This window comes from Pelomonas caseinilytica, from assembly GCF_021353235.1.
In the GTDB taxonomy this organism is placed as follows: domain Bacteria; phylum Pseudomonadota; class Gammaproteobacteria; order Burkholderiales; family Burkholderiaceae_C; genus Pelomonas; species Pelomonas caseinilytica.
This window is the reverse complement of sequence record NZ_JAJTWT010000002.1, coordinates 618,008-641,852: the sequence shown is the minus strand read 5'-3', so window position 1 is coordinate 641,852 and position 23,845 is coordinate 618,008. Positions and strand designations below refer to the sequence as shown.

At 71.3% G+C, this 23,845-nt stretch carries 9 protein-coding genes; 1 reads left to right on the top strand and 8 read right to left on the bottom strand.

Annotated features, from left to right (window positions below):
• Window positions 1-15 precede the first annotated feature (15 nt).
• Entirely contained in the window at window positions 16-3,159 is a 3,144-nt protein-coding gene (locus tag LXT12_RS06720) for a ligand-binding sensor domain-containing diguanylate cyclase (protein WP_233390651.1), read from the top strand.
• Here LXT12_RS06720 and LXT12_RS06715 read toward each other — a convergent pair.
• The 8 genes from LXT12_RS06715 to LXT12_RS06680 all read right to left on the bottom strand — a co-directional run bounded on the left by LXT12_RS06715 (window position 3,117) and on the right by LXT12_RS06680 (window position 23,822).
• Window positions 3,117-8,033, bottom strand: a complete 4,917-nt coding sequence (locus LXT12_RS06715; protein WP_233390650.1) for a family 78 glycoside hydrolase catalytic domain — start codon at window positions 8,031-8,033, stop codon at window positions 3,117-3,119. The genes LXT12_RS06720 and LXT12_RS06715 overlap by 43 nt on opposite strands.
• Window positions 8,030-10,210 (bottom strand): cellulase family glycosylhydrolase, encoded by a 2,181-nt coding sequence (locus tag LXT12_RS06710; protein ID WP_233390649.1) that lies wholly within the window; start codon window positions 10,208-10,210, stop codon window positions 8,030-8,032. Before LXT12_RS06710 ends, LXT12_RS06715 begins: the two co-directional genes overlap by 4 nt.
• A gap of 69 nt (window positions 10,211-10,279) precedes the next feature.
• Entirely contained in the window at window positions 10,280-12,850 is a 2,571-nt protein-coding gene (locus LXT12_RS06705) for a glycoside hydrolase family 2 protein (RefSeq protein ID WP_233390648.1), read from the bottom strand.
• Complete coding sequence (locus LXT12_RS06700; RefSeq protein WP_233390647.1) at window positions 12,850-14,739, bottom strand: glycoside hydrolase family 127 protein; 1,890 nt, start codon at window positions 14,737-14,739, stop codon at window positions 12,850-12,852. The genes LXT12_RS06705 and LXT12_RS06700 overlap by 1 nt, the downstream gene beginning before the upstream one ends.
• A gap of 145 nt (window positions 14,740-14,884) precedes the next feature.
• Window positions 14,885-17,347, bottom strand: coding sequence for a beta-galactosidase GalA (galA, locus tag LXT12_RS06695; RefSeq protein WP_233390646.1), 2,463 nt, complete (start codon window positions 17,345-17,347; stop codon window positions 14,885-14,887).
• 24 nt (window positions 17,348-17,371) lie between these two features.
• Window positions 17,372-19,672: a PDZ domain-containing protein gene (locus tag LXT12_RS06690; protein ID WP_233390645.1), complete on the bottom strand. Its 2,301-nt coding sequence runs from the start codon at window positions 19,670-19,672 to the stop codon at window positions 17,372-17,374.
• Window positions 19,669-21,729 carry a beta-galactosidase gene (locus LXT12_RS06685; RefSeq protein WP_233390644.1) on the bottom strand — a complete coding sequence of 687 codons (2,061 nt, stop codon included), beginning with the start codon at window positions 21,727-21,729 and terminating at the stop codon, window positions 19,669-19,671. The genes LXT12_RS06690 and LXT12_RS06685 overlap by 4 nt, the downstream gene beginning before the upstream one ends.
• 92 nt (window positions 21,730-21,821) lie before the next feature.
• Window positions 21,822-23,822, bottom strand: a complete 2,001-nt coding sequence (locus LXT12_RS06680) for a GGDEF domain-containing protein (protein WP_233390642.1) — start codon at window positions 23,820-23,822, stop codon at window positions 21,822-21,824.
• Window positions 23,823-23,845 lie beyond the last annotated feature (23 nt).

Below are 23,845 nucleotides of genomic sequence, written 5' to 3'. Positions count from 1 at the left end.
AAGAACAACTCGCCGATGCGTCTCTGGTTCCTCCTGCTCTTCCTGCTTCTCGCGCTGAACCCGGTCCGGGCGGAGCGCGACCCCATGGCCGAGCTGCGCTTCGTGCCCGCCGGCGGCACCTCGGCCCTGGTCGATGGCATCGTCTCCTCGATGGCCCAGGATGAACGCGGCCTGCTCTGGATGGGCACCGCCGTCGGGCTGATGCGCTACGACGGCTACCAGACCAAGGCCTTCCCCATGACGGGCACCGGCGGCGAGCGCGGCAACCGCTTCCTGCGCCAGCTGCTGGCCGATGGCGACCTCCTCTGGGCCGGCGGCGATGCCGAGGGCCTGGCGCGCTTCGACATCCTGGCCGAGCGCTGGACGCTCTACCGCCATGACCCGGCCCGGCCCGACTCCATCTCGCCAGGCAGCGTCTTCAAGATGGCCAAGGCACCCGACGGCCGCATCTGGCTCGGCCTGCTCGCCGGCCTCGACTGCCTGGACCCCGCCAGCGGTCGCTTCGAGCATCATCGCGCGGCCGACGGCAGCGGGCTGCCCGATGACCGCATCAGCGCGCTGCTGTTCGACCGGCGGGGCGACTTCTGGGTGGGCACCTGGCGCGGCGTCGTCAGGCGCCGTGCCGGCGCCGACCGCTTCGAGCCGGTCAGTGTTGAACTGCTCGAGGGCACGGCCGTCGACGGGCTGATCGAGGGGCCGGACGGCCGCATCTGGGCGGGCGCGCGCGACGGCCGGCTGATGACCATCGACCCCGCCGACGGCACGGCGCGCCTGCTCGAGAGCGGCGAGGCCGCGATGGGCACTTCGCAGCTGATCGCGCTGCTGAACGTCAGTGGCAGCGAGGTCTGGGTGGGCCGCACCGCCGGCATCGAGGTGCGCGACCGCGACGGCCGCCTGCTGCACACCCTCAAGCCCGACCGCCGCAGGCCGGGCAGCCTGACCGGTACCGTCTTCCATGCGCTGCTGCAGGACCGGGCGGGCGTGGTCTGGGTGGGCAACTACGGCGGAGGCCTGCAGCGTCACAACCCCGTCCGCAACGGCCTGTGGGTGCGTCGGCAGGACGACGAGCCCGCCAGCCCGCTCGCCGACCCCGACGTGCGCAGCGTGCTGCAGCTGCACAGCGGCGAGATCTGGCTGGGGACGGCGGGGCGCGGCATCGCCATCCTGGACACCCAACTGCGCAGCACCGGCGCCATCCTCCCCGACGGCCGCTTCACCGGCCTGGTGGGCGCGCTGGCCCAGACGCCGGATGGCAGCGTCTGGGCCGGCAACAACCGCAGCCAGCTGTTCCGCTTCGATCGCGATCGTCGATTGCGCGACATCTTCAGCACCAGGCAGGCGGGCGTGCGCCGGCTGCTCGGCGGGCGCGACGGCACGCTGTGGGTCGGCACCATCGAGGACCTGTACCGCCTGGCGCCGGGCGGGCGCGATCTGGAGCGCGTGCCGCTGGCCGGCGGCGGACGCCGCCTGGGCAACGTCAATGCCATCGTCGAGACCGCCGAGGGCCGGCTCTGGGTGGGGGCCGACAACGGCCTGTTCCGCGTCGAGGACGGCGTGCTCAAGCCCCACGACGGCGGGCCGGGGCTGCCCAAGGCCGCTGTGCTCGGCCTGTTGCTGGACGCCCGCGGTGCCCTGTGGGTGGACACCAATCTCGGCCTGTTCCGCCATGCCGAGGGCCAGGGGTTCGAGGATGTCAGCGCCCGCGCCGGTTTCGGCGACCGCAGCTTCGGCGCCAACCTGCTGGACGATGCCGAGGGCCGCATCTGGACCCATCGCGGCGTCTACGAGCCGGCGCTGCGGCGCTTCACCGAGTTCAGCAAGATCGATGGCGCCGACATCGGCACGGGTTGGTTCCGTTCGTATGCCAAGCTGGCCGACGGCCGCATGCTGTTCGGTGGCAGCACCGGGCTGCTCGTCGTCGAGCCGCAGCGCTTCAGGCGCTGGGACTTCAAGCCGCCGCTGGTGGCGACGGACCTGCGCATCGACAGCCGGGAACTTCCGGCCGGCCAGCTGGCCCGGGGACTCACGCTGGCGCCGCCGCAGCGGGCCTTCTCGGTGGGTTTCGCTTCGCTGGATCTCAGCACCCCTTTGCAGAACCGCTACCGCTACCGCCTGGAGGGCTACGACGAGGACTGGATCGCGGCGCCGGCCGAGCAGCGCGTGGCCAGCTACGCCAACCTGCCGCCGGGCCGCTATGCCCTGCTGCTGCAAGGCAGCAACCGCCTCGGCGAATGGAGCGAGCCGCCGCTGCGGGTCGCGGTGGAGGTGCTGCCCGCCTGGTGGCAGACCTGGTGGGCGCGCGGCCTGGGTGCCCTGCTGGCGGTGCTGGGGGTCTACGCCCTGGTGCTGCTGCGCACCCGCCAGCTGCAGAGCCGCCAGCTGTGGCTGGAGCAGAACGTCCGGCAGCGCACGACCGAACTGCAGGCCTTGTCGGAAGCACTGCAGCAGAAGTCTGAGGCGCTGGAGGTCTCCAGCCTCAGCGATCCGCTGACCGGCCTGCACAACCGCCGCTACCTGACCCAGCACATCGACACCGACGTGTCGCTGGCGCTGCGTCACCGGGCCGGGCCGGCGTCCGCCGTGGCCAGGGACCTGGTCTTCATGCTGGTCGACGTCGACCACTTCAAGCAGGTCAACGACCAGTACGGCCACTCCGCCGGCGACGCCGTGCTGGTGCAGATGAGCCAGAGGCTGCGCCAGGTCTGCCGTGACAGCGACCATGTGGTGCGCTGGGGTGGCGAGGAGTTCCTCATCGTCGCCCGCGACGGTGCACGCCAGCATGCCGTCAAGCAGGCCGAGCGCATCCGCCAGGCGGTGGCGGACAAGCCCTTCGTGCTGCCCGACGGGCAGCTGCTGGCGCGCAGCTGCTCGATCGGCTTCGCCTGCTTCCCGCTGGCCACGGACCATCCGCAGGCGCTGGCCTGGAGCACCGTCGTCGACGTGGCCGACGGCGCCCTCTACGAGGCCAAGCGCAGCGGACGCAATGCCTGGGTGGGCGTTCTCGCCGCCATGCCCGGCGTGGGCGAAGCGGCCCTGTCGGAGCTGCTGCGCAAGCCGCCGGCCGAATGGCTGGCCAGCGGGCAGTTGGAGGTGGTGCGCTCGGCGGCCTCGGCCAGTCAGGCCGGTGCTTCAGGGCCGGCAGGCACGAAGAACCCGTAGCGGCCCGATCCCAGGCGCAGCCTCAGCAGGCCGTCCTTCCAGGCCGCCTGCCGCACGCCTGGCGCGCGGGACGCGGCCCGCCGGCCTTCGCGCACGCGCTCGGGCGCCGTGGTCGGCAGCAGGACTTCTGCCTCGGTCCCCACCGGCACCTCCACCTCCAGGTGCAGGCCGTCGGGCGCACGGCGCCAGCGGCAGGCCAGCAGGCCGAAGGGGGTCTTCAGGCTGGCCCTGGCCTGGCTCACGGCAGGGTGCGACATCCACGGTGCGATGCGGGCCTTCCTGTAGCCCGCCTCGACGATCTGCAGGCCGCCGAGGCGGCCGAACATCCAGTCGGCGACGGCGCCGTTGGCGTAGTGGTTGAAGGAGTTCATCTCCACCGGGCCGAAGGCGCCGTCCGGGCCGATGCTGTTCCAGCGCTCCCAGACGGTGGTGGCGCCCATGCGGACCTCGAAGCCCCAGGACGGCGCATCCTCGTTGAGCAGCAGCTGCATCGCGAGGTCGTCGCGGCCGATGGCGGACAGGGCCGGCAGCAGCCAGGGCGTGCCGAGGAAGCCGGTCTTGAGGTGGAAATCGTCGCCGGCGATCTTCTCGACGAAGCGCGCCGCCGTGGCATCGCGCTGCGCTCCCGGCGCCAGCAGGCCCATGCCCAGGGCCATGGCGTAGACCGTCTGCGTGCCGGGCTCGATGCGGCCGTCCGGTGCCCGGTAGGCCTGGGCGAAGGCGCTGCGGATGCGCGCGGCCAGGGACTGCCAGGCCTCGGCCTGCGCCGCCTCCCCGAGGGCCGCGGCCATCTCGGCCATCATGCGCGTGTCTTCGGCGAAATAGGCCGTCGCGATGACGGGGTGCTCGCGCAGGCGGTCCACGCCTTCCAGGCTCAGCCAGTCGCCCGAGAACCAGGAGGCTCGCCCCTCCTCCAGCAGATTGCCGTCGGCGGTCGCGCTGGCGTGCACGAAATCGTAGAAGCGTCGGATGGCCCGCCAATGGCGGCGCAGCAGGGCGGTGTCGCCGCTGGCTCGCCAAGTGGCGTAGGGCACGGTGATGAAGGCATCCGACCAGCCCACGCCGGTCTCGCCGAAGTTGCGGCCAGGGAAGGGCACGACGGCCGGGATGTTGCCGTCCGGCCGTTGCGCGTCGGCCATGTCGTCCATCCACTTGGACAGGAAGGCGCGCATGTCGAAAAGCCGGGCGGCCGTGGGCGCGAAGACGTTGATGTCGCCCGTCCAGCCCAGGCGCTCGTCGCGTGCCGGCGTGTCGGTGGGGATGGACAGCAGGTTGCCGCGCGCGCCCCAGCGGATGTTGCGCACGAGCTGGTCCAGCATGGGGTGGGACAGGCGCAGCTCGCCCACCGCCGGCAGGTCGGAGCCCAGCACGACGGCCTGCACGTCGGCGAGCGCCGGTGGGGAGTCCAGGCCGCTGATCTCGAGGTAGCGGAAGCCGTGCTGCGTGAAGCGCGGCTGCCAGGTCACGGTGCCGTCGTGGGCGAAGGTGTAGCTGTCGGTCGCCGCGGCACCGCGCAGGTTGTCGGTGTAGAGCTGGCCGCGGCGCTCGCCTCTTCGGTGGAGTTCTTCGGCATGGCGCAGTCTCACCGTCTGGCCGGCGCGGCCGGTCAGCCGCACGCGGGCCACGCCGACGAGGTTCTGGCCGAGGTCGTAGACGAAGGCGCCAGCAGGCCCGGGCAGGCGGGCCTGGGCGCGGCGCACTTCGGTCGCTCGTACCGGCTCGTCGGGCTGGGGAACGAGGCGGGCTTCGGTTTCGGCCACGGCCACCACCGGCTGCCAGGCGCCGTCATCGAAGCCCGGTTCGGCCCAGCCCGCGGGCAGGCGGCGGGCGTCGTAGTGCTCGCCGTCCTGCAGGTCGGCCTGCAGCCAGGGGCCCGGCAGGCTGAGCCATTCGGAGCCGGTGCCGGTGCCGAAGGCCTGGCTGCTGCCGTCGGCATAGGTGATGCGCAGCACGGTCTTCAGCGCGAGCTGCTGGCCATAGACCGCCCGCCAGCCCATGCCCACCTTGCCGCGGTACCAGCCGTCGGCCAGCGCGGCGCCGACGGCATTGGCGCCAGGGCGCAGCAGGGCGGTGACGTCGTAGGTCTGCACCTGCAGCCGCCGGGCGTAGTCGGTCCAGCCCGGTGCCAGGGCCTGGTCGCCGACGGGCCGGCCGTTCACCCAGAGCTGGTAGACGCCGCGGGCGCTGGCGTAAAGCCGCGCCCGCAGAACCGGCTTGTCCAGCCGCAGCGAGGCGCGCAGCAGCGGGCGCGGCTGGTCGGCGGCGTCGAAGGGGGCGGCGATCCATTGCGCGCCCTGCCAGTCGGCCGCGGACTGCAGGCCAGTCTCGAACCAGGTCGGCCGGCTCCAGGGGCCGACGCGGCCCCGGCCATCCCAGGCGCGAACCTGCCAGTGGTAGCGCGTGGCGGGTTGCAGCTTGGCCGGCAGGCGCACGTCGGCCTGGCGCTCGGACGCCACCTTGCCCGAATCCCAGACATCGCCGCGCCCCGGCTGCGTGCCGACGCGCACCTGGTAGGCCTGCTGGACTGCGCCGCGCGTGTGGGCGGTCAGCGTCCAGCCCAGGGAGATGTCGTCGCCGGAGATGCCCAGCGGCAGCGTGCGCCCGTTGGTGCTCAGGCCCGCGGTCGTCAGCTCGCCACCCGTCGTCGGCGCGAGGATGGCTGGCGACGGCTCGCCGGCATAGACCTCCGGGCAGCGCGGCTTGGCGGCGTCGGGCGGGCAACGGCGGGCCAGGTCCTGGTACCAGCCCAGCGCATGGCCAGGCGCCGCATAGCCGGCAGGCAGGTCCCGGCCGGAGACGCTGGCGAAGTACTGCAGGCTGGCGTCGCGCCACCAGCGCGCCTCGTGGTGCTGTATGCGCAGGAAGTCGGCCACCTCGGCAAAGCGCCTGCCGTCGATGCGGCCATGCAGGCCCTGCCAGGTCTCTCGCATGGCGTGCACAGCGTCGACGCCGGCGCTGTAGCGGTGTACCAGCTCCGCCCAGACCGAACGCCCCGACGCCAGCCGTTCGTCCCAGCCGACATGGTGGAAGAACAGCAGCAGGTCGTCGCCGACGGTCGCGCGGCTGGCGAAGCGGTCGCGCACCGCTGGTGCATATTGCGCGACGGCATCGCTGCCGGACTCGCTGCGGTCGAAGCCGATGCCGTCGCGGTCGGCGCGGTGGTAGTAGGCCGGGTTCCAGCTGGCGTTGCCGAGGTCCTTGACCCACGGCGACGGGCCGTAGTGGTGGTCGGTGCCCATCTGGTGCACGAGGCCGAGGGGCGTCATGTAGTCGACGACGGCCTGGCGCGAGGCCATCATCATGCGGGTCACCGGCCCGACGACGGCAGGGTCGTTGCTCCAGGTCTGGCGTACCCATTCCTCGGCGATGTCGCGCGCCGAGGCGTCGGGGTCCCAGGCCAGGCGGCCGAAGGCATACCAGTTGGCCTGGTTGAAGTGCGAGCCGGTCCAGTTGGCGTCGCTGCCGATGTTGGCGACGCCGGAGATGGCGCTCAGGGCGTGGCCGTCCAGGCTGCCGTCGACGACACGCGCGACCGTCGAACCCGGACCCTGGGCGTGGGTGTCGGACCTCAGCACCTCCTCGAACAGCGTGCCGAGGTAGGCGAGGTGGCTGTCGGCGCCGAGGTATTCCTTGGTGATCTGCAGCTCCAGAGCCAGCGGCGTGCGCGGCATGGCGCCGAACAGCGGATGGAAGGGCTCGCGGGGCTGGAAGTCCAGCGGCCCGTTCTTGACCTGCACGACGGCGTTGGCGCCGAAGTCCCCGTCCAGGGGCTTGAACTCGTCGTAGGCCTGGCGCACGCGGTCGGGACCGTGCTCGCCGTAGACGAAGGCGCGCCAGAGCACGACGCCGCCGTGGGGGCCCAGCGCATCGGACAGCATGCGGGCGCCGTCGGCGTGGCTGCGCCCGTAGGTCTGCGGCCCCGGCTGCCCTTCGGAATTGGCCTTGACGAGGAAGCCGCCGAAGTCCGGGATCTTCGAGTAGACCTCCGCGACCTTGTCCTTCCACCAGGCTTTGACGGCCGGGTCGAGCGGATCGGCCGTGGCCAGGCCGCCGATCTCCATCGGCGCGCTGAAGCGGGCGCTGAGGTAGACGCGGATGCCCCAGGGGCGCAGCGCGCCGGCCAGGGCCGCCACCTTGTCGAGCTCGGCGCTGCGCAGGATGCGGGCGTCTGCGTTGACGTTGTTCAGGACCGCGCCGTTGATGCCGATGGAGGCATTGGCGCGGGCGTAGTCGCGGTAGCGGGGTGAAAGGGTGGTTGGCAGTTCGTTCCACTGCCACAGCGAGCGGCCGGCGTAGCCGCGCTCCACGCTGCCGTCGGGGTTGTCCCAGTGGTTGAGCAGGCGGCGGGCGATCTTCGGCGTGCCACTCAGCGCGAGGCCGGCGATGGGGCGCTGCATCTGCAGATGGCGCAGCAGCGCGAAGCTGCCGTAGAGCACGCCGACGTCGGTGTTGGCGGCGATGACGAGGGCGGGGCGGCCGTCGAGCTTCACGGCCTCGACGAGATAGCCCTCGGGGCCAAGGCCGGCCAGCCGGCTGTCCCAGCCCAGGCTGCGCACGCGGGGCGAGGAGGCCGGCGTGCCCAGCACGATCGCGCCGGCAGCCGTCGGTGCGTCGGAGACGGGCAGGGGCCTCCCGAGCAGCCCGCCCAGGCCGGTGACGAGTTCGTCCTGGGCGGCCTGCAGCGTGGCCGAGTCGCTGGCGCGAACGACCTGTGTGAGCGCACGGCGGTAGTCGGCCAGGCGCTCAGCCTGGGCGACTTCGGGATAACGCAGCCACAGGCGCGAGCCGTCCTCTTCGGCCTGGGCCGCCAGGCACAAGGCCAGGCCGAAGAGCGCGGCGGCCCGGCGCAGCAGCCTCAGGGCCTGAACCTTCAAGGGACGCTCCAGCTGATCGAATCGACGTAGACCGTGCCCGTCCAGGCTCCGCTGGTGTTGAACTTCAGGCTCAGCCGCTTCAGCGGAGCCACGGCGTTGTCGGGCACCTTGAGGGTGACCGTGCTCCAGCCGTTGGCCGAAGGGGCGCCGCTCCAAGAGGCCGTCCAGGTCCAGTTGTAGTCCTGCATGAAGGGCTCGATGCTGCTGATCGCGTGGCCTGTCGGCGCCCAGACCTTGAAGCTGATCGTCGCGCCGGCCGGCAGGTTGACGTCCGACAGGTCCAGCGACGACGAGCCCGCGGCCGTCGCGGCGATGCTGACGGCGAGCGAGCGCTGGCCGGCGAACTTCTGCGCCGTCGACGTGGTGATGGCGGTGATCTGGCCGCCGCTGTAGGACCAGCCCTGGATGTCGGTCTCGAAGTTGAAGGGCGTCGGATCGGGGTTGCTGCCGGAGGTGCTGGCATGGACCTCGGGCGACTGGCCCGACACGCCGGACGCGTTCACCGCGACCACCTTGTAGTGGTAGGTGGTGCCGGCATTCAGGCCGGTGTCGCTGTAGCGGGTGCCGGAGATGGCGCTGACGGAGGCCTGGTCGGGCTGTCCGCCGGACTGGGCCGATCGGTAGAGCTGGTAGCTGGTGGCACCGGCAACGGCCTGCCAGCTCAGGTCGACCTGGCTGGCTCCGCTGGCCTGGGCCGTCAGGCCCGTGACGGCCGCCGGCGCGCCGTTGGGCGGCGGCGGTGCCGTGCCGCCGGTCAGCACCTGGACGACCGCGTCGTCCAGGATGGCCCCGTCGCTGTAGCGGAAGGGGCTGTCGGGCGTGCTCCAGTAGAACGGGCTCAGGCCATGGCCTTGCGCCGAGTCCACGGCGTACTTGTTCCAGTACAGCGTGGAAGCCTTGTTCCAGGTCTTGGCGTCGCCGGTGAGGCCGGGCGTGGGCGCGGCCTGCAGCTCGCCGACCAGCACCGGGATGCCCTTGTCGACGAAGGCCTCCTTGAGCTGCTGCATGCCGGCATCGATGCTGCCTTCTTCCCAGGCCGTCGCATTGCGGCTCGGGTCGCCGGCGTAGTGATAGGCCTTGCCCCAGTAGTAGATCGACCGGCCCCAGGACGGGTCGTCGTGGATGATGGTGAAGAGGGACGGCGTGTAGTTGTGGTACTCCATCATCAGCCGGCCGGGCGTGGGGTCGGCCGGCAGGCTGGTGGACCAGGGCACCTGGCTGCCTTGCAGCACCAGCCAGCGGTTGGCGTTCTTGCCGCCGGCGGCGCGCACCGTGTCGATGAAGCTCTTGTAGTAGGCGTAGAGCGTCCTGGTCTTGGCGACGGTGTCGGCATTGGGCTCGTTGGCCGCCGCGAACAGCAGGCGGTTGTCGTAGCCGGCGAAGGCGGTGGCGATCTGCTGCCAGAGGGACTTCAGCCGGGCATCGATGGCCGGATCGACCGTGTCGCCGATGTGGTTCTCGAACCAGCCGCCGTCCCAGTGGATGTTGATCATCACGTGCATGCCGGCCGCCAGGGCCCAGTCCACCGACTGCTTGACCTTGGCCAGGTAGGCGGCGTTGATCTGGCCGGTCGTCTTGTCGGAGTTGAAGTCCCACGCGCAGGGGATGCGCACGGCATTGAAGCCGGCCTTGGCGGCGTTGGTGAAGACGGCTTGCGTCGGGTCCGGATAGCCCCACGTGGCCTCGAAGGTGTTGCCGAGGTTGAAGCCATAGGTCGGCATGGGCAAGGGCGCCGTGGCGGCCTGCACGGTGACGGAGCCCGAGAACAGCGCCGCCGCGTCCGCCGCGGCCGCCTTGACGCTGATGGCCTTGGCGCCTTCGGTGAAGCTGGGCATGCATTGGAAGCGTGCCTCGGTGCCGCTGATCGAGATGGCCGTCATGCGGGCGCAGTCGGCCACGTCCAGCGCCAGCGTGCCGGGCAGGTTGCTGCCGGTGACGCGGTAGTAGGCGCGCTCGTTCATGCGCGGCGAGGCCGCTGCGCTGAAGTCGGCCGTCATGGCGCTGACCGCTGTCACGCTGGCCGACGCGGGCGGGCTGCTCGGCCCGGGCCCGGGGCTGGTGCCCGTGGCATCTGCGCCGGCACCGCTGCCGCCACCACCGCCACCACCGCAGCCCGCTGCCACCAGGGCGGCGGCCAGGGAGGCCAAAGCCAGCGTCCAGAAGTTCTTCCTGCTCATGAGCATGTCCCAATCAGTTGTTGTGTGAACGGCCAGACGGCTGGCGATGAATCCCGGCGCCCGGACGCCTCATGGGTTGACCAGGCGACCGAAGACGCCGAACTCCGCGATGCCCCCACCCCGGACCTTCAGGCGCACCCGGCGGCCCGTGAGGGCCTCGGTCGGCAGTTCGAGCGGGCCGCCGTCGAGCTCCCGTTCGGGGCTTGCCGCCAGCGGCAGCCATTGGCCGTTGAGCTGCTGCACTTCGGCCTGCAGCGCATGGCGGCCGGGCCCGCAGGGACGCACGACGACGCGGCTGATGGCCACGATGCGCTCCAGGTCCAGGGCGATCCAGGGATCGCCGTCACCGGGCTCGGGCTGCCAGCATGTCGCGGCATCGCCGTCGTTGACCAGGCGCGGCGCGTGGCCGGACGCGGCCGAGCTGGCTTCGGTGGGGTTGTTCCGGCCGAAGGCCTGCTCTTCACCGGCTGCCGCCACCGCAGGGTGGTAGGGACGTGGCGGCGCGAGCGGCGTCACCCCGGGCCGGAAGGCCGGCCCGGCCAGGGTGGGAACGTCCAGCGTCGCGTCGCGCAGGCCCGGCGAGCTGGCGCGCAGCCGGCTCACGCCCGCCTGCCAGCTGCGCATCGCGATGGCGGCCTGGCCGTCGCGGATGGCGATGTCGGAGCCGGGCGCGAAGTCGATGGCGCGGCCCGTGGGCAGCTCGCCGGGGCCGGACTCGATCTCCAGGTGCACCGGCGGGCTGTTGCTCAATGGCCGGCCCTGCGCGTCGACGACGGTGACCACGAGCTGCACGTCGTCCGTGCCGTCGGCACGGCGGATGGCCGGCGCGCTGGACGCGAGGCGCAACGCCGCGGCGCGGCCGGCCTCGGGCCAGGCCGGCGGGGCGATGCCGCGCTGGTGCTGGCGATACCAGTACCACTGGCGCTTGGGCAGGCGGAAGTAGTCGACCAGGCCCATCGAGCCGAACTGCCGGCCGGCGATGGAGCCATGGTCGAAGCCGGCCCAGATGGCCTCGCCGGAGCGCCAGGCCGGCCGCCAGCTGTCGGGCTGGCCGGGGCGGGCACCGGGCGTGCGCTCCAGGTCGCCCCAGCCGGGCGCGAATTCGCCGGGGCGGTCGGCGATGGTCGAGCCGTATTCGGCGACGAAGTTGGGCACGCCGGAGTCGGGAAAGAGCACGGCGCCGTCGCCGTTGTAGCCGGCGATGTCGCCCAGCCGGTCGAGCTCGCCGCGCTGCACGCCCGAGACGGCCGCGGGCCGCGAGGGGTCGAGTTCGTGCGACAGCGCCACCATGGCCTTCAGCAGCTTCCTGACCTTGGGCAGGGTCGCGTCCGCCGTGAAGAAGGCCTCGTTGCCCATGCTCCACGCGACGATGGACGGGTGGTTGCGATGGATGCGGATCATCTCCGCCAGTTGCTGCAGCACGCTGGCCTCGAAGCCGGCTTCGTGCGCCGGATCGGTCGGGTAGGCCGAGGCGCCCCAGGGGCTCTTGAAGCCGGCGGTGCCCCAGAACGGCGCCTCGGACAGGAAGAGCAGGCCCAGGTGGTCGGTCGCCGCCGCGAAATGCGGGTCGTGCGGGTAGTGGGAGCCGCGGATGAAGTCGAAGCCGGCATCCTTCATCAGGGCCACGTCCCGCTCGATGGCGGCGTTCGTGACCGCGTCGCCCCAGCCGGCCTGGTCCTGGTGGACGTTGGCGCCGCGGAAGTAGTGGTGCTGGCCGTTGAGGAAAAAGCCCTTGTCCGCCGTCCACTGCGTCCAGCGGAAGCCGAACTCGGTCTCGAGGCGGTCCGTGAGGCGGCCATCGACGATGAGCTGCGTCAAGGCGCGGTAGAGCCGCGGCGTCTCGGGCGACCACAGCGCGGGCCGCGCGACGGGGGCCGAGCGCTGCGTGGCCACGACCATGCGGCCGGCCGGCACGCGCAGCCGCGTCTCGGGCAGGCGGCTGACCCGTGCGCCATTCGCATCGACGATGTCGGTGCGCACGACGACCGTCTGCTCGCGCGCCGCGTCGTTGCGGACCTCGGTCTCGGCGACGACAGTGCCTTGCTCGGCCGAGAGCCCTGGCGTCGTGATGCGCGTGCCGGTCCAGGGCACGTGCACGTCGCGCGTCTGCACCAGCCAGACGTCGCGGTAGAGGCCGCCGCTGAAGACATGCTCGCCCGCGCGCGGCGCCAGCGTCGGCTCCCAGCGGTTGTCCACCCGCACGGCGACGAGGTTGCGCCCGGCCTTCAGCGCAGGCGTGAGGTCCACGCTGAAGCCGGTGTAGCCGCCACGGTGGGTGGCCAGGCGCTGGCCGTTGACGTAGACGTCGGCCACCTGGAAGGCGCCTTCGAACTCGAGGAAGACGCGGCGGCCGGCCGGCACCTGCGCCAGCTCGAACGCCTTGCGGTACCAGCCCTCGCCGACCGGGAAGGAGGCCGACTGGAAGTAGGGCAGGCTGAAGCTGTGCGGCAGGCCGATGGCGGTCCAGCCGGCGTCATCGAAGGCCGGCTGCTCGGCGTCGGCGGCGGAGCCGAAGTGGAAGCGCCAGCCGGCGTTGAAGCTCTCGCGCTGCCTCGGCGAGGCCTGGGCGGTGAGTGCGCAGGCAAGGACAAGCAGGACGGCGATGAGCCGCAGGCTCCGTCGCATCATGGTGTCAACCATCAGCTGATCTTCCAGTAGAGGCTGTAGCGCTCATGCGCGATGCGGTGGAAGGGCACCAGCTCGACTTCGCGGCCTGTCTCATCGGCCCGGGTTCTATAGACCAGGGGCGCATGGCCAGGCCGCACGGCCTGATCCAGCGCGCGTCCGGCCAGCGCTAGGCGCGGCAGGGGTGCCTTCGACTCCAGCCGGTGGCCCCAGTACCCGTTGTCCGGGCCGACGTCGTCCCCGGGGCCGAAGTCTTTTGCACCCAGCCGGGCCGCGAGCACGATCGGGCCGGTCATGACCGCCGCGATGTCCGGGGCCCCGGGCAGCAGCTGCATACGCAGCGGCATCGGCAGGTCCAGCTCGAGCACGTCGCCTTGGCGCCAGAGGCGGTCGATTTCAACGTAGCGGCCGGGGTCTACGTTCTCCAGCAGCGGGCGGCTGTTGAGCCGCACGGTAAGTCGCGGGCACCAGCCGGGATGGCGCAGGCGCAGGGTGAAGCGGGTCGGCGTGGCGGCGTCGATGGCCAGGCGCGTGCGAGGCTCGTCGGGGAAGACCGTGGTCTGCCGCACGCGGACGCGCTGCTCCGCCCAGTCGAGCGTCGAGGCGATGAACAGGTTGACGTAGAGCGCCTGGCCGTCGTGGAAGTAGATCGAGTCGCCCAGCTTGGCGAAGTTCTCCAGCCCGGTGCCGGTGCAGCACCAGAATGAGCGCTCGGGCGAACCGTACAGCTTCGGACGGCTGGGCGCGACGGGCTGGAAGTACGTCACCATCCCGCTGTCGGGGTCTTGCGAGGCGAGGATGCCGTTGAACAGGGCGAGCTCGTGGTAGTCCGCATAGCCCACCGCAGGGGCGGCGCTGAACAGCGCACGTGTGAGCCGCAGCATGTTGTAGGTGCAGCAGGTCTCCATGGTTCGGCCCGACGACACGTGCTTGGGCGTCTCGTCCACTGGGAAAAAGTGCTCGGCGTCGCCGTTGCCTCCGGTGGCGAAGGAGCGCCGGTGCACCACGGTGCCCCAGAAGTAGCGAGCGGCCCGGCCGTAGTGCGGCTCGCCGGTGGCTTCGGCCAGTCGCGCGAAGCCGATCACCTTGGGAATCTGGGTGTTCGAGTGCTGGCCGTCCAGCGTGTCGCGGCCTTCGGCCAGGGGATCGAGCAACGCGCGGTGGCTGAAGCGCTGCGCCAGCTGCAGGTGGCGTGGGTCGCCGGTGAGCGCGTGCAGGTCCACCAGCGCCTCGTTCATGCCGCCGTGTTCCAGGTCCAGCATCTTCTGGAAGCGCAGCTCGTCGAGGTCCCGCGTGGCGTCGAGCATCCAGTCCACCAGACGCACCATGACGGGCAGGGCGCGGGGATTCGAGGCATGCAGGTGGGCGTCGCGCAGGCCGGCCAGGATCTTGTGCATGGTGTACCAGGGCACGCCGGTGACCGACCGACCCGCGATGGCGTTGCGCAGCTGCGTATCGCGGTCGGGGAAGGCGCATACCAGGCCGCTTCCGGACGCCTGCTGGCAGGCCTGCAGCTCGTCCACCACGTAGGCCACGCGCCGGTGAAAGTCGGCCTGACCGCTGGACGCGCCCATCATGGCGCAGGCGCTCAGGTAGTGGCCCAGGGTATGGCCCGGGCAGAGCTCCTGGGATTCCCAGCCGCCGTAGCGTGCGGCCTTGGGCACGAGCCCCGCGTTGACGCGAAAGCCGTGCAGCAGCCGGTCGGCGTTGAGCGAGCGCAGGTAGCGCTGGTCCAGCGCCTGCGCGGTCTCGAAGAGGCCCGGCAGCAGGCGCACCTGGGACAGGGCGAAGGGCCGCACGTCGTGGCCGCGTGCAGCCGGTTGTGCGGCGCGGGCCTCGGGCAACAGGGCGGCCAGCAGCGGCGCTACGGCGGAGCCGGCCAGGAAGTCACGTCGATCAGTCATGTCAGTTTTCCATTCCGCATTCGCGGCACCCGCGACGCATGCAAGACGAGGTGCCGTGCGGGAAGAGAACACAGCCACAGAGGCACAGAGACACAGAGGAACCTTCATCCCGCCCTCTCTGTGCCTCTGTGGCTTTGTTTGGTCTTCAGGGCGCCAGCACCGGCACGGCGGCCATCGCCGGCACGGCCCTGACCTCGATGGTGGTTTCGGCGGCCTTGAGGCCGGCCGCGGTGGCGCGCAGCACGAGGTCGCCCGCGCTGTCGCGCCGGCTCTGCAGGATGACCTGCGCCAGGCCGTTGTAGATCCTGACCCGGTTGCCCTTCTCCGGGTCGTGGCTGTTCGGGTCGCCATTGCCCACGCCGATGTTGGCGCCTGGCCCACGGAGCGCCAACTCGACGGCGAGGTTGGCCGTCGGCACGGGTCGGCCTTGCGCGTCGACGGCCTCGACGGTCACCGGCACCGCATCGCGGCCGTCGCCAGCCAGCGCCTTGCGGTCGGGCGCCAGGCGCAGTGCGACGGGAGCGCCGGTGGTTTCCACGGCGAAACGTGCCACTTCCCGGCCCGCCTTCTTCGCGACCGCTTCGAGCCGCCCGGGCGCGTAGGGCACCTGCCACTCCACCATCTTGAAGGGGTCGACCTTCTTTTCCTCGACGAGCTGGCCGTTGAGCGACAACGCCACCGTCTCGGCATTGGTCAGGCCCAGCACCTTGATGTTCTGGCCTTCCTTGCCGGCCCAGTTCCAGTGGGGGACGAGGGTCAGCACGGGCCTGTCCTTCACGAACATCGCCTGCCGGACGAAGAACTCGGTCTTGGGGAAGCCGCAGAGGTCCAGCGCGCCGAAGTGCGAACTGGCCGAGGGCCAGCCGTAGGGCGTAGGTTCGCCGCGGTAGGCAAAGCCAGTCCAGGAGAAGCCGCCGGCGAAGGACGTCTGCTTCATGATCGCCTCCCACGAGTTGCGGGCGCTGCTGGTGGCGGCCCAGCCGGGGAAGACCTCGTCGTAGGAGGCCACGACCTGCTTCCAGTCGGTGGTGTATTCACCGCGCGTCATGACCTGGGAGGTGTCCTCGGTGCTGACGATGGGCTTGTCCGGGTAGGCGGCGCGGATCTTGTCGTAGAGGTCGGCCTCGTAGTTGATGCCCACCACGTCGAGCACCTGGGCGGCGTTCTTCGGGTTGGCCTTGCCGTCGGGCCCCAGGTGGCCCTTGTTCTGAGCGCCGGTCGTGGGCCGCGTGGCATCGAGCTGCTTGACCACGGCGTTCATCACGCGCGCCATCTCCATGCCCTCCTCGGTGCCCTGCAGCCCTTCCTCGTTGAACAGGCTCCACAGGATGACGCTGGGGTGGTTGCGGTCGCGGCGCACCAACCAGCGGAGTTGCTGCAGGTATTCCGTCGAGGCGTTGAAGTGCCGCGTCTCGTCCATGACCAGCATGCCCAGCCGGTCCGCGGCATCCAGCAGTTCCTTGGCCGGCGGGTTGTGGGCCGTGCGGTAGGCGTTCGAGCCCATCTCCTTGAGCTTGCGCAGGCGGAACTCCCACAGCGAGTCGGGCATGGCGACGCCGACACCGGCGTGGTCCTGGTGGTTGCTCGTGCCCTTGAGCTTGAGCGGCTGGCCGTTGAGCAGGAAGCCCTGCTTCGCATCGAAGCGGATCGTCCGGAAGCCGGCCGTCGTATCGACCGCATCGACCGGCTTGCCGTCGCGCAGCACGGTGGTGCGCACGGTGTAGAGATTCGGCGCGTCGATCGACCAGAGCCTGGGCGCCGTCACGCGGACGGTGAGCTTGGCGAGCGCCTCGCCCTGGGGCACGACGCTGACGGCCGCCGAGCTGCCGCCTGCGACGCGCTGGCCCGCTGCATCGAACACCGCGACCTCCACCCGGGCCGAAGCCACTTCGGGCCCGGTGTTGGCCAGCGTCACCTCGGCCGGGATCACCCATTGGCCGTCTGTCGCTTTGACGGGATTGGCATGGACGCCGTCGGTGGCGATGTGCAGCGGGCTGCGCTTGACCAGCCAGGCATGGCGGTAGAGGCCGCCGCCTTCGTACCACCAGCCCTCGGTGTCCGCGGCGTCCACCCGCACGGCGATGGTGTTGATGTCGTCGCCATAGCGCGCCATCGGCGTGAGGTTGACGTACATGGAGCTGTAGCCGCTCCAGTTGTGCTGGACCTCGCTGCCGTTGAAGTAGACCGTTGCGTGGGTGGCCGCGCCGTCGAGCTGCAGCTCCAGGTTCTTGCCGCGGTCCGCGGGCGACAGCTTGAAGGTGCGCCGGTACCAGCCGATACCGCGCGGACGGTAGCCCTGCTGCTTGAGCGCCTTCTCGTCGAAGGGCTGCTCGACGACCCAGTCATGCGGCAGGTCCACCCGCTTCCAGCCGCTGTCGTCGTAGCCGCGCGCCGCCGCACCCCAGGCGCTGCCGGCCTTGGCGCCGTGGTAGGTGATGTCGGGGCCGTAGAGATTGACGCCCTGGCCGCCGGGAAAGGACTCGCGCGCGATGTCGCCCAGGTGGAAGCGCCAGCCCTCGTCGAGCGACAGCGTCTCGCGCAGCGGGGCGGCCCGGACCGAGGCGGCCAGGGAGAGGGTCAGAAAGGCGAGGGCTAGCAGGCGGTTCATCGTGGGATTCATTTCAACCGGCGCTCATGGACTGGGAAGGCGCAGCCGCGCCTGGTTGCGGACGAGGACCCACTCGCCGGGTGTCGTCAGCGCGGCCAGGGCGGCCACGTCGTCGATGGCGCTGCCCGAGGCGGTGGCGACGATGACGTCTCGCGCCCGATAGCCGGCACGCTCGGCCGCGCTGCCGGGCTGCACGGCCAGCACGAGGACGCCGGCCGGGCGGCCGAGGCCGGCGGCGGACTGCTCGCCCAAGGTCTGCACGGTCTTTACGGTGAGGCCGTTGGCCAGCGTGCGCGGGGCTTCAAGGGCCACCTCGACCGCGGCGGCGTCCGGCCTGGGCAGGGGCGGCTGGGCCGCCAGCGCCCGCAGCCGCGCCGGCCGCACGCCGAAGTCGTCCATCGGGAAGTTCTGGAAGCCGATGGCCCGCAGCAGCTTGGCGTTGGTGACGGTGTAGTCGCCCGCGGTCGGGTCGGCGAAGCCGGGGTCGGCGGCGATGGAGTGGGCGTCGGTGCCCGCGGCCCGGGCCTGACGCAGGTCGGCCTCGCGCGTGAAGGCATTGCCGTCCACGCGCAGGCCCCAGTGCTGGATGTTCACCGGCGCATGGGCGCGCATGACGATGTTGGCCTCGAAGACATCGCCGCTGTCCTTGAACCACACATGCGGATGGAAGCCGCCGTTGACCAGGATGTTGTTGCGCACGATGCGCCGGAAGCCCTCGCGCAGCTTGAGGCCGCCGGCCAGCAGCAGGTTCTGCTCGATGAGGTAGTTGGACGAGCCGTCGTCGAGGTCGATGTCCCAGCCGCGGTCGCAGCGCAGGCGGTTGCGGCGGATGACGATGGGGGCGAGCGGGTCCAGTGCCGTCAGCCCGGGATGGGCGGCGACGCGGCGGTCCATCTCGGCGCGGTCGGGGTGCCACCAGCGGTCACGGCCCCAGCTGTTGAAGCTGCCGTGGTCGCCGGTCTCCAGCACGGTGTCGAAGGCGTCGTTGTGGCTGATGACGTGGCCGCCCCAGGTGCCGTCGCCGACGTTGATGGCGGCGCGCGGCAGGTGGTGGAGGGTGTTGTGGTCGACGGTGATGCGGGCCGCCATCGCGATCTCGATGCCGGCAGCCTGCTTGTCGACGTGGCCGATGTCGTGGACGAGGTTGTCGACGGCCTCGCTGTCCTTGGGATAGTCGTCGCTGCGCGGGCCGGGCAAGGGGTCGATGGCGGCCAGCTCCAGGCGCTCGCCGTACTCGTACAGCGGCGAGCGCACGGCGCCCGGCCGGCCGACGAAGGCGATGGCCGAGCCGCCGATGTCGTGGATGTGGTTGCCGGCGATGCGCACGGCCTCGGCCCGGCCGTTGACGACCACGGCATGGCCACCCAGCGCCCGGAAGTCGCCGTCCTCGACGGACACGCCGCGGGCGTTCTCGATGGTGACGGCGCCGACGCGGTGGAACTTCCAGTCCGAGCGCAGCAGGGGTTCGGTGGCCTTGAGGAAGGTGGGCTCGGTGTCCTCGAAGACGAGGCCTTGCAGGCGGATGTCGTGGGCCTCGTGGCCGCCGCGGCCCTCGATGCGCACCAGCGCCTCGGTGGCGCTGGCACGAAAGCCGCGCGCGGGCGTCCGGCCCGAGGCGGGCTTGACGTAGAGCCAGCCGCCGCGCGTGTCGAGGTACCACTCGTCGGGCGCGTCCAGCTCCTCGAGGATGTTGTCCACCCAGCGCCGCCTGGCATCCGGCTCATGGACGCGGTTGTTGCCGACCTGGGGGCCGAAGTCCAGGCTGCCATCGGGCTTCTTGCCGAGGATGGGCACCTGCACGCCGCCCCAGTCGAGGCCGTGCATGGCATGCAGCACGCCGCCGGTGGGGTCCTGCCAGCGGGCGATGCGCTCGGGGGCCGTGGCATCGGCCGCGGTGCCGCCCATGGGCTGGCGCGGGTCGAGGTTGGGGTAACGGGCTCGGGTGAGTTCGTGCTCGCCCAGCCACAGGCGCTGGAAGCCGCGGCCCGTGAGCTGCGCGCGCCAGATGCCGTCGCGCCAGGCCTGCCAGGCCAGGGGCGGCAGCGGCACGGCGCCCGAGAGCACGACGCGCGCGCCCGGCGCCGCGGCGATCTCCAGCGGCGCACCGGCGCGGCCGGAGTGGCGCTCGTCGAGCTGCAGCGGTGCGTCCAGCGCGTAGCGGCCGGCGGCCAGTTCGATGCGGCGGGTTTGGCCGCCGGCAGCCACGGTTGCGAGCGCCTCGCGCAGCGCGGCCACGTCGGCCACGCGCAGTACCGGCGCGGCGCCCCAGGCCGGCACGGCCAGGGCTGCGGCCAGGGTCAGCAGCGCCGAGGCAGCCGCCCTCATGGCGAGTCGAGCAGTTCGGCGCCGAGCGGCGCGAGCTTGAGCGTGCCGGTCCAGGTCTGGCCGCCGATCAGGCCCTTGCGCGTGCCGGTGATGGCGATGTCCTTGGTGTCGCCGGTGGTGTTCACGTAGTAGGCGCGGCCCTGCACGGTGCGGGCGATGACACCCTCGGGCGTGGCGGGGCCGCGCTCGATGCCGAGCTCGGTGTAGAGGCGCCGGTACAGAGGCGCCAGCAACTGCGGCTGGCCCGAGGTGGCCAGGTAGATGGCCTGGCCCTTGCCGAAGCGGTTGACGGTGATGGCCGGCGGCTGGCCGTCGGCGTTGACGATGCGCGCCAGCGCCTGGGCCGTGGAGGGCTCCAGCACTTCGACCGGCGCCAGGCCCTTGCCCTTGAACTCCGCATCGGGCGCGTCGGCATAGCGGACGGTCACGTCGCCGACGTTGTAGAACTCGTTGGTGCGCAGGCCGAAGACGTCGGTCAGGCCGCCGGGCAGGGGCGTGGTGTGCCACTGGTTGAAGTCATTGACCTTGGCCGATTGCGCCGTCATCAGCGCCGTGCCGCCGGCGGCGACGAACTTGCGCAGGTTGTCGGTGGAGGCCCGGTCCAGCAGATACATGCCGGGCACGATGACCAGCTTGTAGCGGCTCAGGTCCTCGTGGCCGATGTGGATGACGGCGACGTCGACGTTGTCCTTGTAGAGCGGCTCGTAGGCGCCCAGCATCTGCTTGTGGTAGCCCGGGTTGATGTAGGGCGCGACGCTGTTGGAGATGCCCTTGGGCGGGTTGGTGGCGATGATGTTGTCGAAGGCGTAGGCGATGGCGACCTGGGGCTTTTGCAGGCGCGGGAAGCCGAGCTTCTCCAACTGGGCGAACTCCTTGGCGATGGTGGCGAACTCGCCGAGCTTCCACGAGGGGCGGTCGTCATGGTCGATGAGGCCGAAGAGGGCCTGCTCCTCGCCGCCGTGGTGGCTGTGCCAGGTCCAGGGCATGACGGCCTGCGCACCGAGCGCCAGGCCGAAGTGCGCCCACATGCGCGAGCGTCCGCGGGTGCCGTAGTAGCCGGTGCCGCCGGCGGTGAACTCGTTGAACCAGATGGGCGTGTCCATGCCGGCGCGCATCATGGTGGCCTCGAAGGCCGCGTACAGCGGGTCGCCGGGATAGAAGCCCATGGCGCCGTAGCTTGCATAGCCGCGGTAGCTGGACAAGTAGTCGAAGCCCTTGCGGGGCGCGCTGTCCCAGAGGTTGGAGATGGTGGGCTTGTCGGGCGCGTGGCGGCGGCGGGAGGCGTCGAGCAGCTCCAGCACTTCGATGGTCTGCTGAGACCAGAAGCGGCGCAGGTCGAGATTGGGCTCGTAGGCGCCGGGGCCGTCCTGGTAGGGCAGGGTGACTTCGTCCCACTGGCCGAAGCGGCGCGACCAGCGCTGGGTGGCCCAGGCCTTGTTCAGCGCGTCGAGCGTGCCGTACTTCTTTTGCAGCCAGGCGATGAAGCGCTGCCGGTCGGCCTCGGAGTACGACAGCATGCCGTTGCCGCTCTCGTTGTTGTAGCCCACGGCGAACAGGGCCGGATGCCTGGCATAGCGCTTGAGCAGGGTGTCGGCCAGGCGCACCAGCAGGCGGCGGTAGTCCGGGTCGCTGGTGTTGTCCATGTAGCGCTCGGCCGGCGCGAGGCGCGTACCGGCCGCGTTGACGATGTCGACCCCTGGGTATTTGTGATGCAGCCAGCGCGGCGCCGGCTGGCCGGGGATGTCGAGGAGGACCTTGAGGCCGGCGGCCTGCATGCGGTCCATGATCCAGTCCGCGAGGCGGAAGTCGAACTGGCCCTCGGCGGGCTCGAAGGAGTCCCAGGACAGGTCGCCGAAGCGCACGACCTTCATGCCGGCGGCCTTCATGCGCTCGATGTCGCGCTCGATCTGCTCCCGGCTGCGGTCGAAGGGCTGGTAGTTGGTGCCGACGAAGAGCTGGCCGGCGCCAGGCCAGCCGGGCGGGAGATCGGCAGCGCTTGCGTGGCCTGCGGACAGCAGCAGGGCGAGCACCAGGGCGTGGATTCTCGAAGGCTTCATGGACGGTGGGCGTCGAATGAGAGGAGGGTAGGAGATTTGTCGATAAATCAATCGATTAAACCTCAGTGTAAATTGGTAAGACCAGAGAGTTTTCACGAATTTTGGTCTGACCTATTTCCGCCCGACTTCGCCGTCGGCGAGTACAGCGCCACGACGAGGTTCTGCGCGATGGCCTGCTCCAGGCCGCAGCTCGGCGCCTCGGTCGCCGGCGGCTTCAAGCGCAGCACGCCGCACCAGCCGTTGCGCCCCCTGGCCTTGGCCTGGTAGAGCGCCTGATCGGCCAATTCCACCGAGGCTTCCCAGGAGCCGCCGCTGCCCAGCGGATAGGGCGCGAAGCCGACGCTGCAGGAGACGGCCAGCTCTTGCCGGTCGGGCAGCTGGAAGGAGCGCTGCAGCAGTGCCTGCCGCAGCCTTTCCGCCAGCGCGGCGGCGTGGTCGCGTGGGGTGTCCCGCGTCATCAGCAGGAACTCTTCGCCGCCCCAGCGGATCAATTCGTCCTCGCGGCGCACCAGGCCCTTGAAGCGGGTGGCGGCCTCGGCCAGCACGGCGTCGCCGGCGGGATGGCCGTGGCTGTCGTTGATGCGCTTGAAGTGGTCGAGGTCGATGAGGAAGAACAGCAGGTCGACCGGGGGCATGCCGGTGCGGGCCTGGTCGCGGTGGGCGCGGTCGGCCGCGGCGACGTGGGCCTCGATGCGGGACAACAGGTGGCGGCGGTTGTGCAGGCCGGTCAACGCGTCGGTGACCGCGGTCTCCCGCAACTGGGCGTTGAGGGCCGCGAGTTCGCGCCCATGTCGACGCGCGGCACGCACCAGCAGCCAGGCCGTGCCCGCACAAGCAAGGGCCGCGGCGATGACGGCCGCGGTGATGACCTGCTGGGTGCGGCGTTCGCTGGCCTGGCGCTGGCTGCGCTCACGGTCCGCCTCGGCCAGCGCCTGGTCCAGGCTCAAGCCGGCGCGGTGCGCTTCCTCCTGGCTCTTGAGCAGGCCCTGCAGATGCTCCTGCAGCGTGGCATAGGCCTGCTCATGGCGGTGGGCGAAGGCGTATTCCTCGGCCAGCTCGTTCAACATCTCCCAGCGCTCGGGGCCCTGGGCCTCGGCTTCCAGGATGGCCAGGCCCTCGCCGTGCCGGCCCAGGCGGTTCAGGGCCTTGCCGCGGTTGAAGCGCGCGACGTGCGTGGGCCCCGGGGCGCCGCGTGCCGCGACCAGAGCGGCATCGGCCATCTCCAGGGCGGGGGCGGGCATGCCGGCGAGCAGCAGGGCGTCCGACTGGTTGCAGAGGAAATGCGGCAGCAGGGTGGGCGTTCGCCCGAGCTGGTCGGCGATGCGGATTGCGCGCGGGCCCAGGGGCAGCAGCTTGTCCCACTCGCGGCCGCTGCGGTAGAACATGCCGAGGTTGACGAGGCTGCGGATCTGCTCGATGCCGTCGCCGGCCGTGACCTGCTCCTGCAGCACCTCCAGCAACAGGCGCTCGGCCTCGGCGCGCCGGCCCTCGGAGCGCAGCCGGTCGGCCCACTCGCTGCGCGCCCACCAGGTCAGCCGGTCGCCGGGGTGGGCGACGGCCAGGCGCATCGCATCCTCGATGTAGCGGCTGAAGGCGTGGAACTGCTCCCAGCCTTCCTCCAGGGCCAGCAGCACCTTGAGCTCGTCGCGCCAGTCGCGGCGCGCGCGGGCGGTGGCCAGCAGCTCGTTGCCTTCGGCGACGGCCTGCTCGAACTGGTGCCGGGCCTTGAGCTGGCCCAGCCTCAACAGCCGGTAGCGGAATTGCAGGGCCGGGTCGGGGGCCTGTCCGAGCAGGGCGGCGCCCCTCTCGAGCAACTGTTCGGCGCGAGGGCCATCTTCGTCGCGCAACTGCTTGCCGAGTTCCAGCAGCGCAGCAGCGGCCATGCGGGCCTGGCCGGCCGCCTCGTGGCGCTTCACGCCGGTTTCCAGGAAGTCCAGCAGTTGTGCCCGCGTGCCGTAGTCCTTCAGCGCCTGGACCTGGGCCTCCCAGGCCGCCAGCTCGTCGGCCGGCGCCTGGGCCCGACAGGGCAGGGCGAGCAAGGCCCAGGCCAGCAGCCAGGCGACCGCATGGCAGGGCGTGAGGGACAGGGCCAAGGCGTTGCTCCGGCGTCGGCTGA

Bases quoted from the DNA above. Each gene is read 5' to 3' on its own strand.
- LXT12_RS06720 (WP_233390651.1), top strand. From the start codon at position 16: ATGCGTCTCTGGTTCCTCCTGCTCTTCCTGCTTCTCGCGCTGAACCCG.
- LXT12_RS06710 (WP_233390649.1), bottom strand. From the start codon at position 10,210: ATGAGCAGGAAGAACTTCTGGACGCTGGCTTTGGCCTCCCTGGCCGCC.
- LXT12_RS06705 (WP_233390648.1), bottom strand. From the start codon at position 12,850: ATGGTTGACACCATGATGCGACGGAGCCTGCGGCTCATCGCCGTCCTG.
- LXT12_RS06700 (WP_233390647.1), bottom strand. From the start codon at position 14,739: ATGACTGATCGACGTGACTTCCTGGCCGGCTCCGCCGTAGCGCCGCTG.
- galA (WP_233390646.1), bottom strand. From the start codon at position 17,347: ATGAACCGCCTGCTAGCCCTCGCCTTTCTGACCCTCTCCCTGGCCGCC.
- LXT12_RS06690 (WP_233390645.1), bottom strand. From the start codon at position 19,672: ATGAGGGCGGCTGCCTCGGCGCTGCTGACCCTGGCCGCAGCCCTGGCC.
- LXT12_RS06685 (WP_233390644.1), bottom strand. From the start codon at position 21,729: ATGAAGCCTTCGAGAATCCACGCCCTGGTGCTCGCCCTGCTGCTGTCC.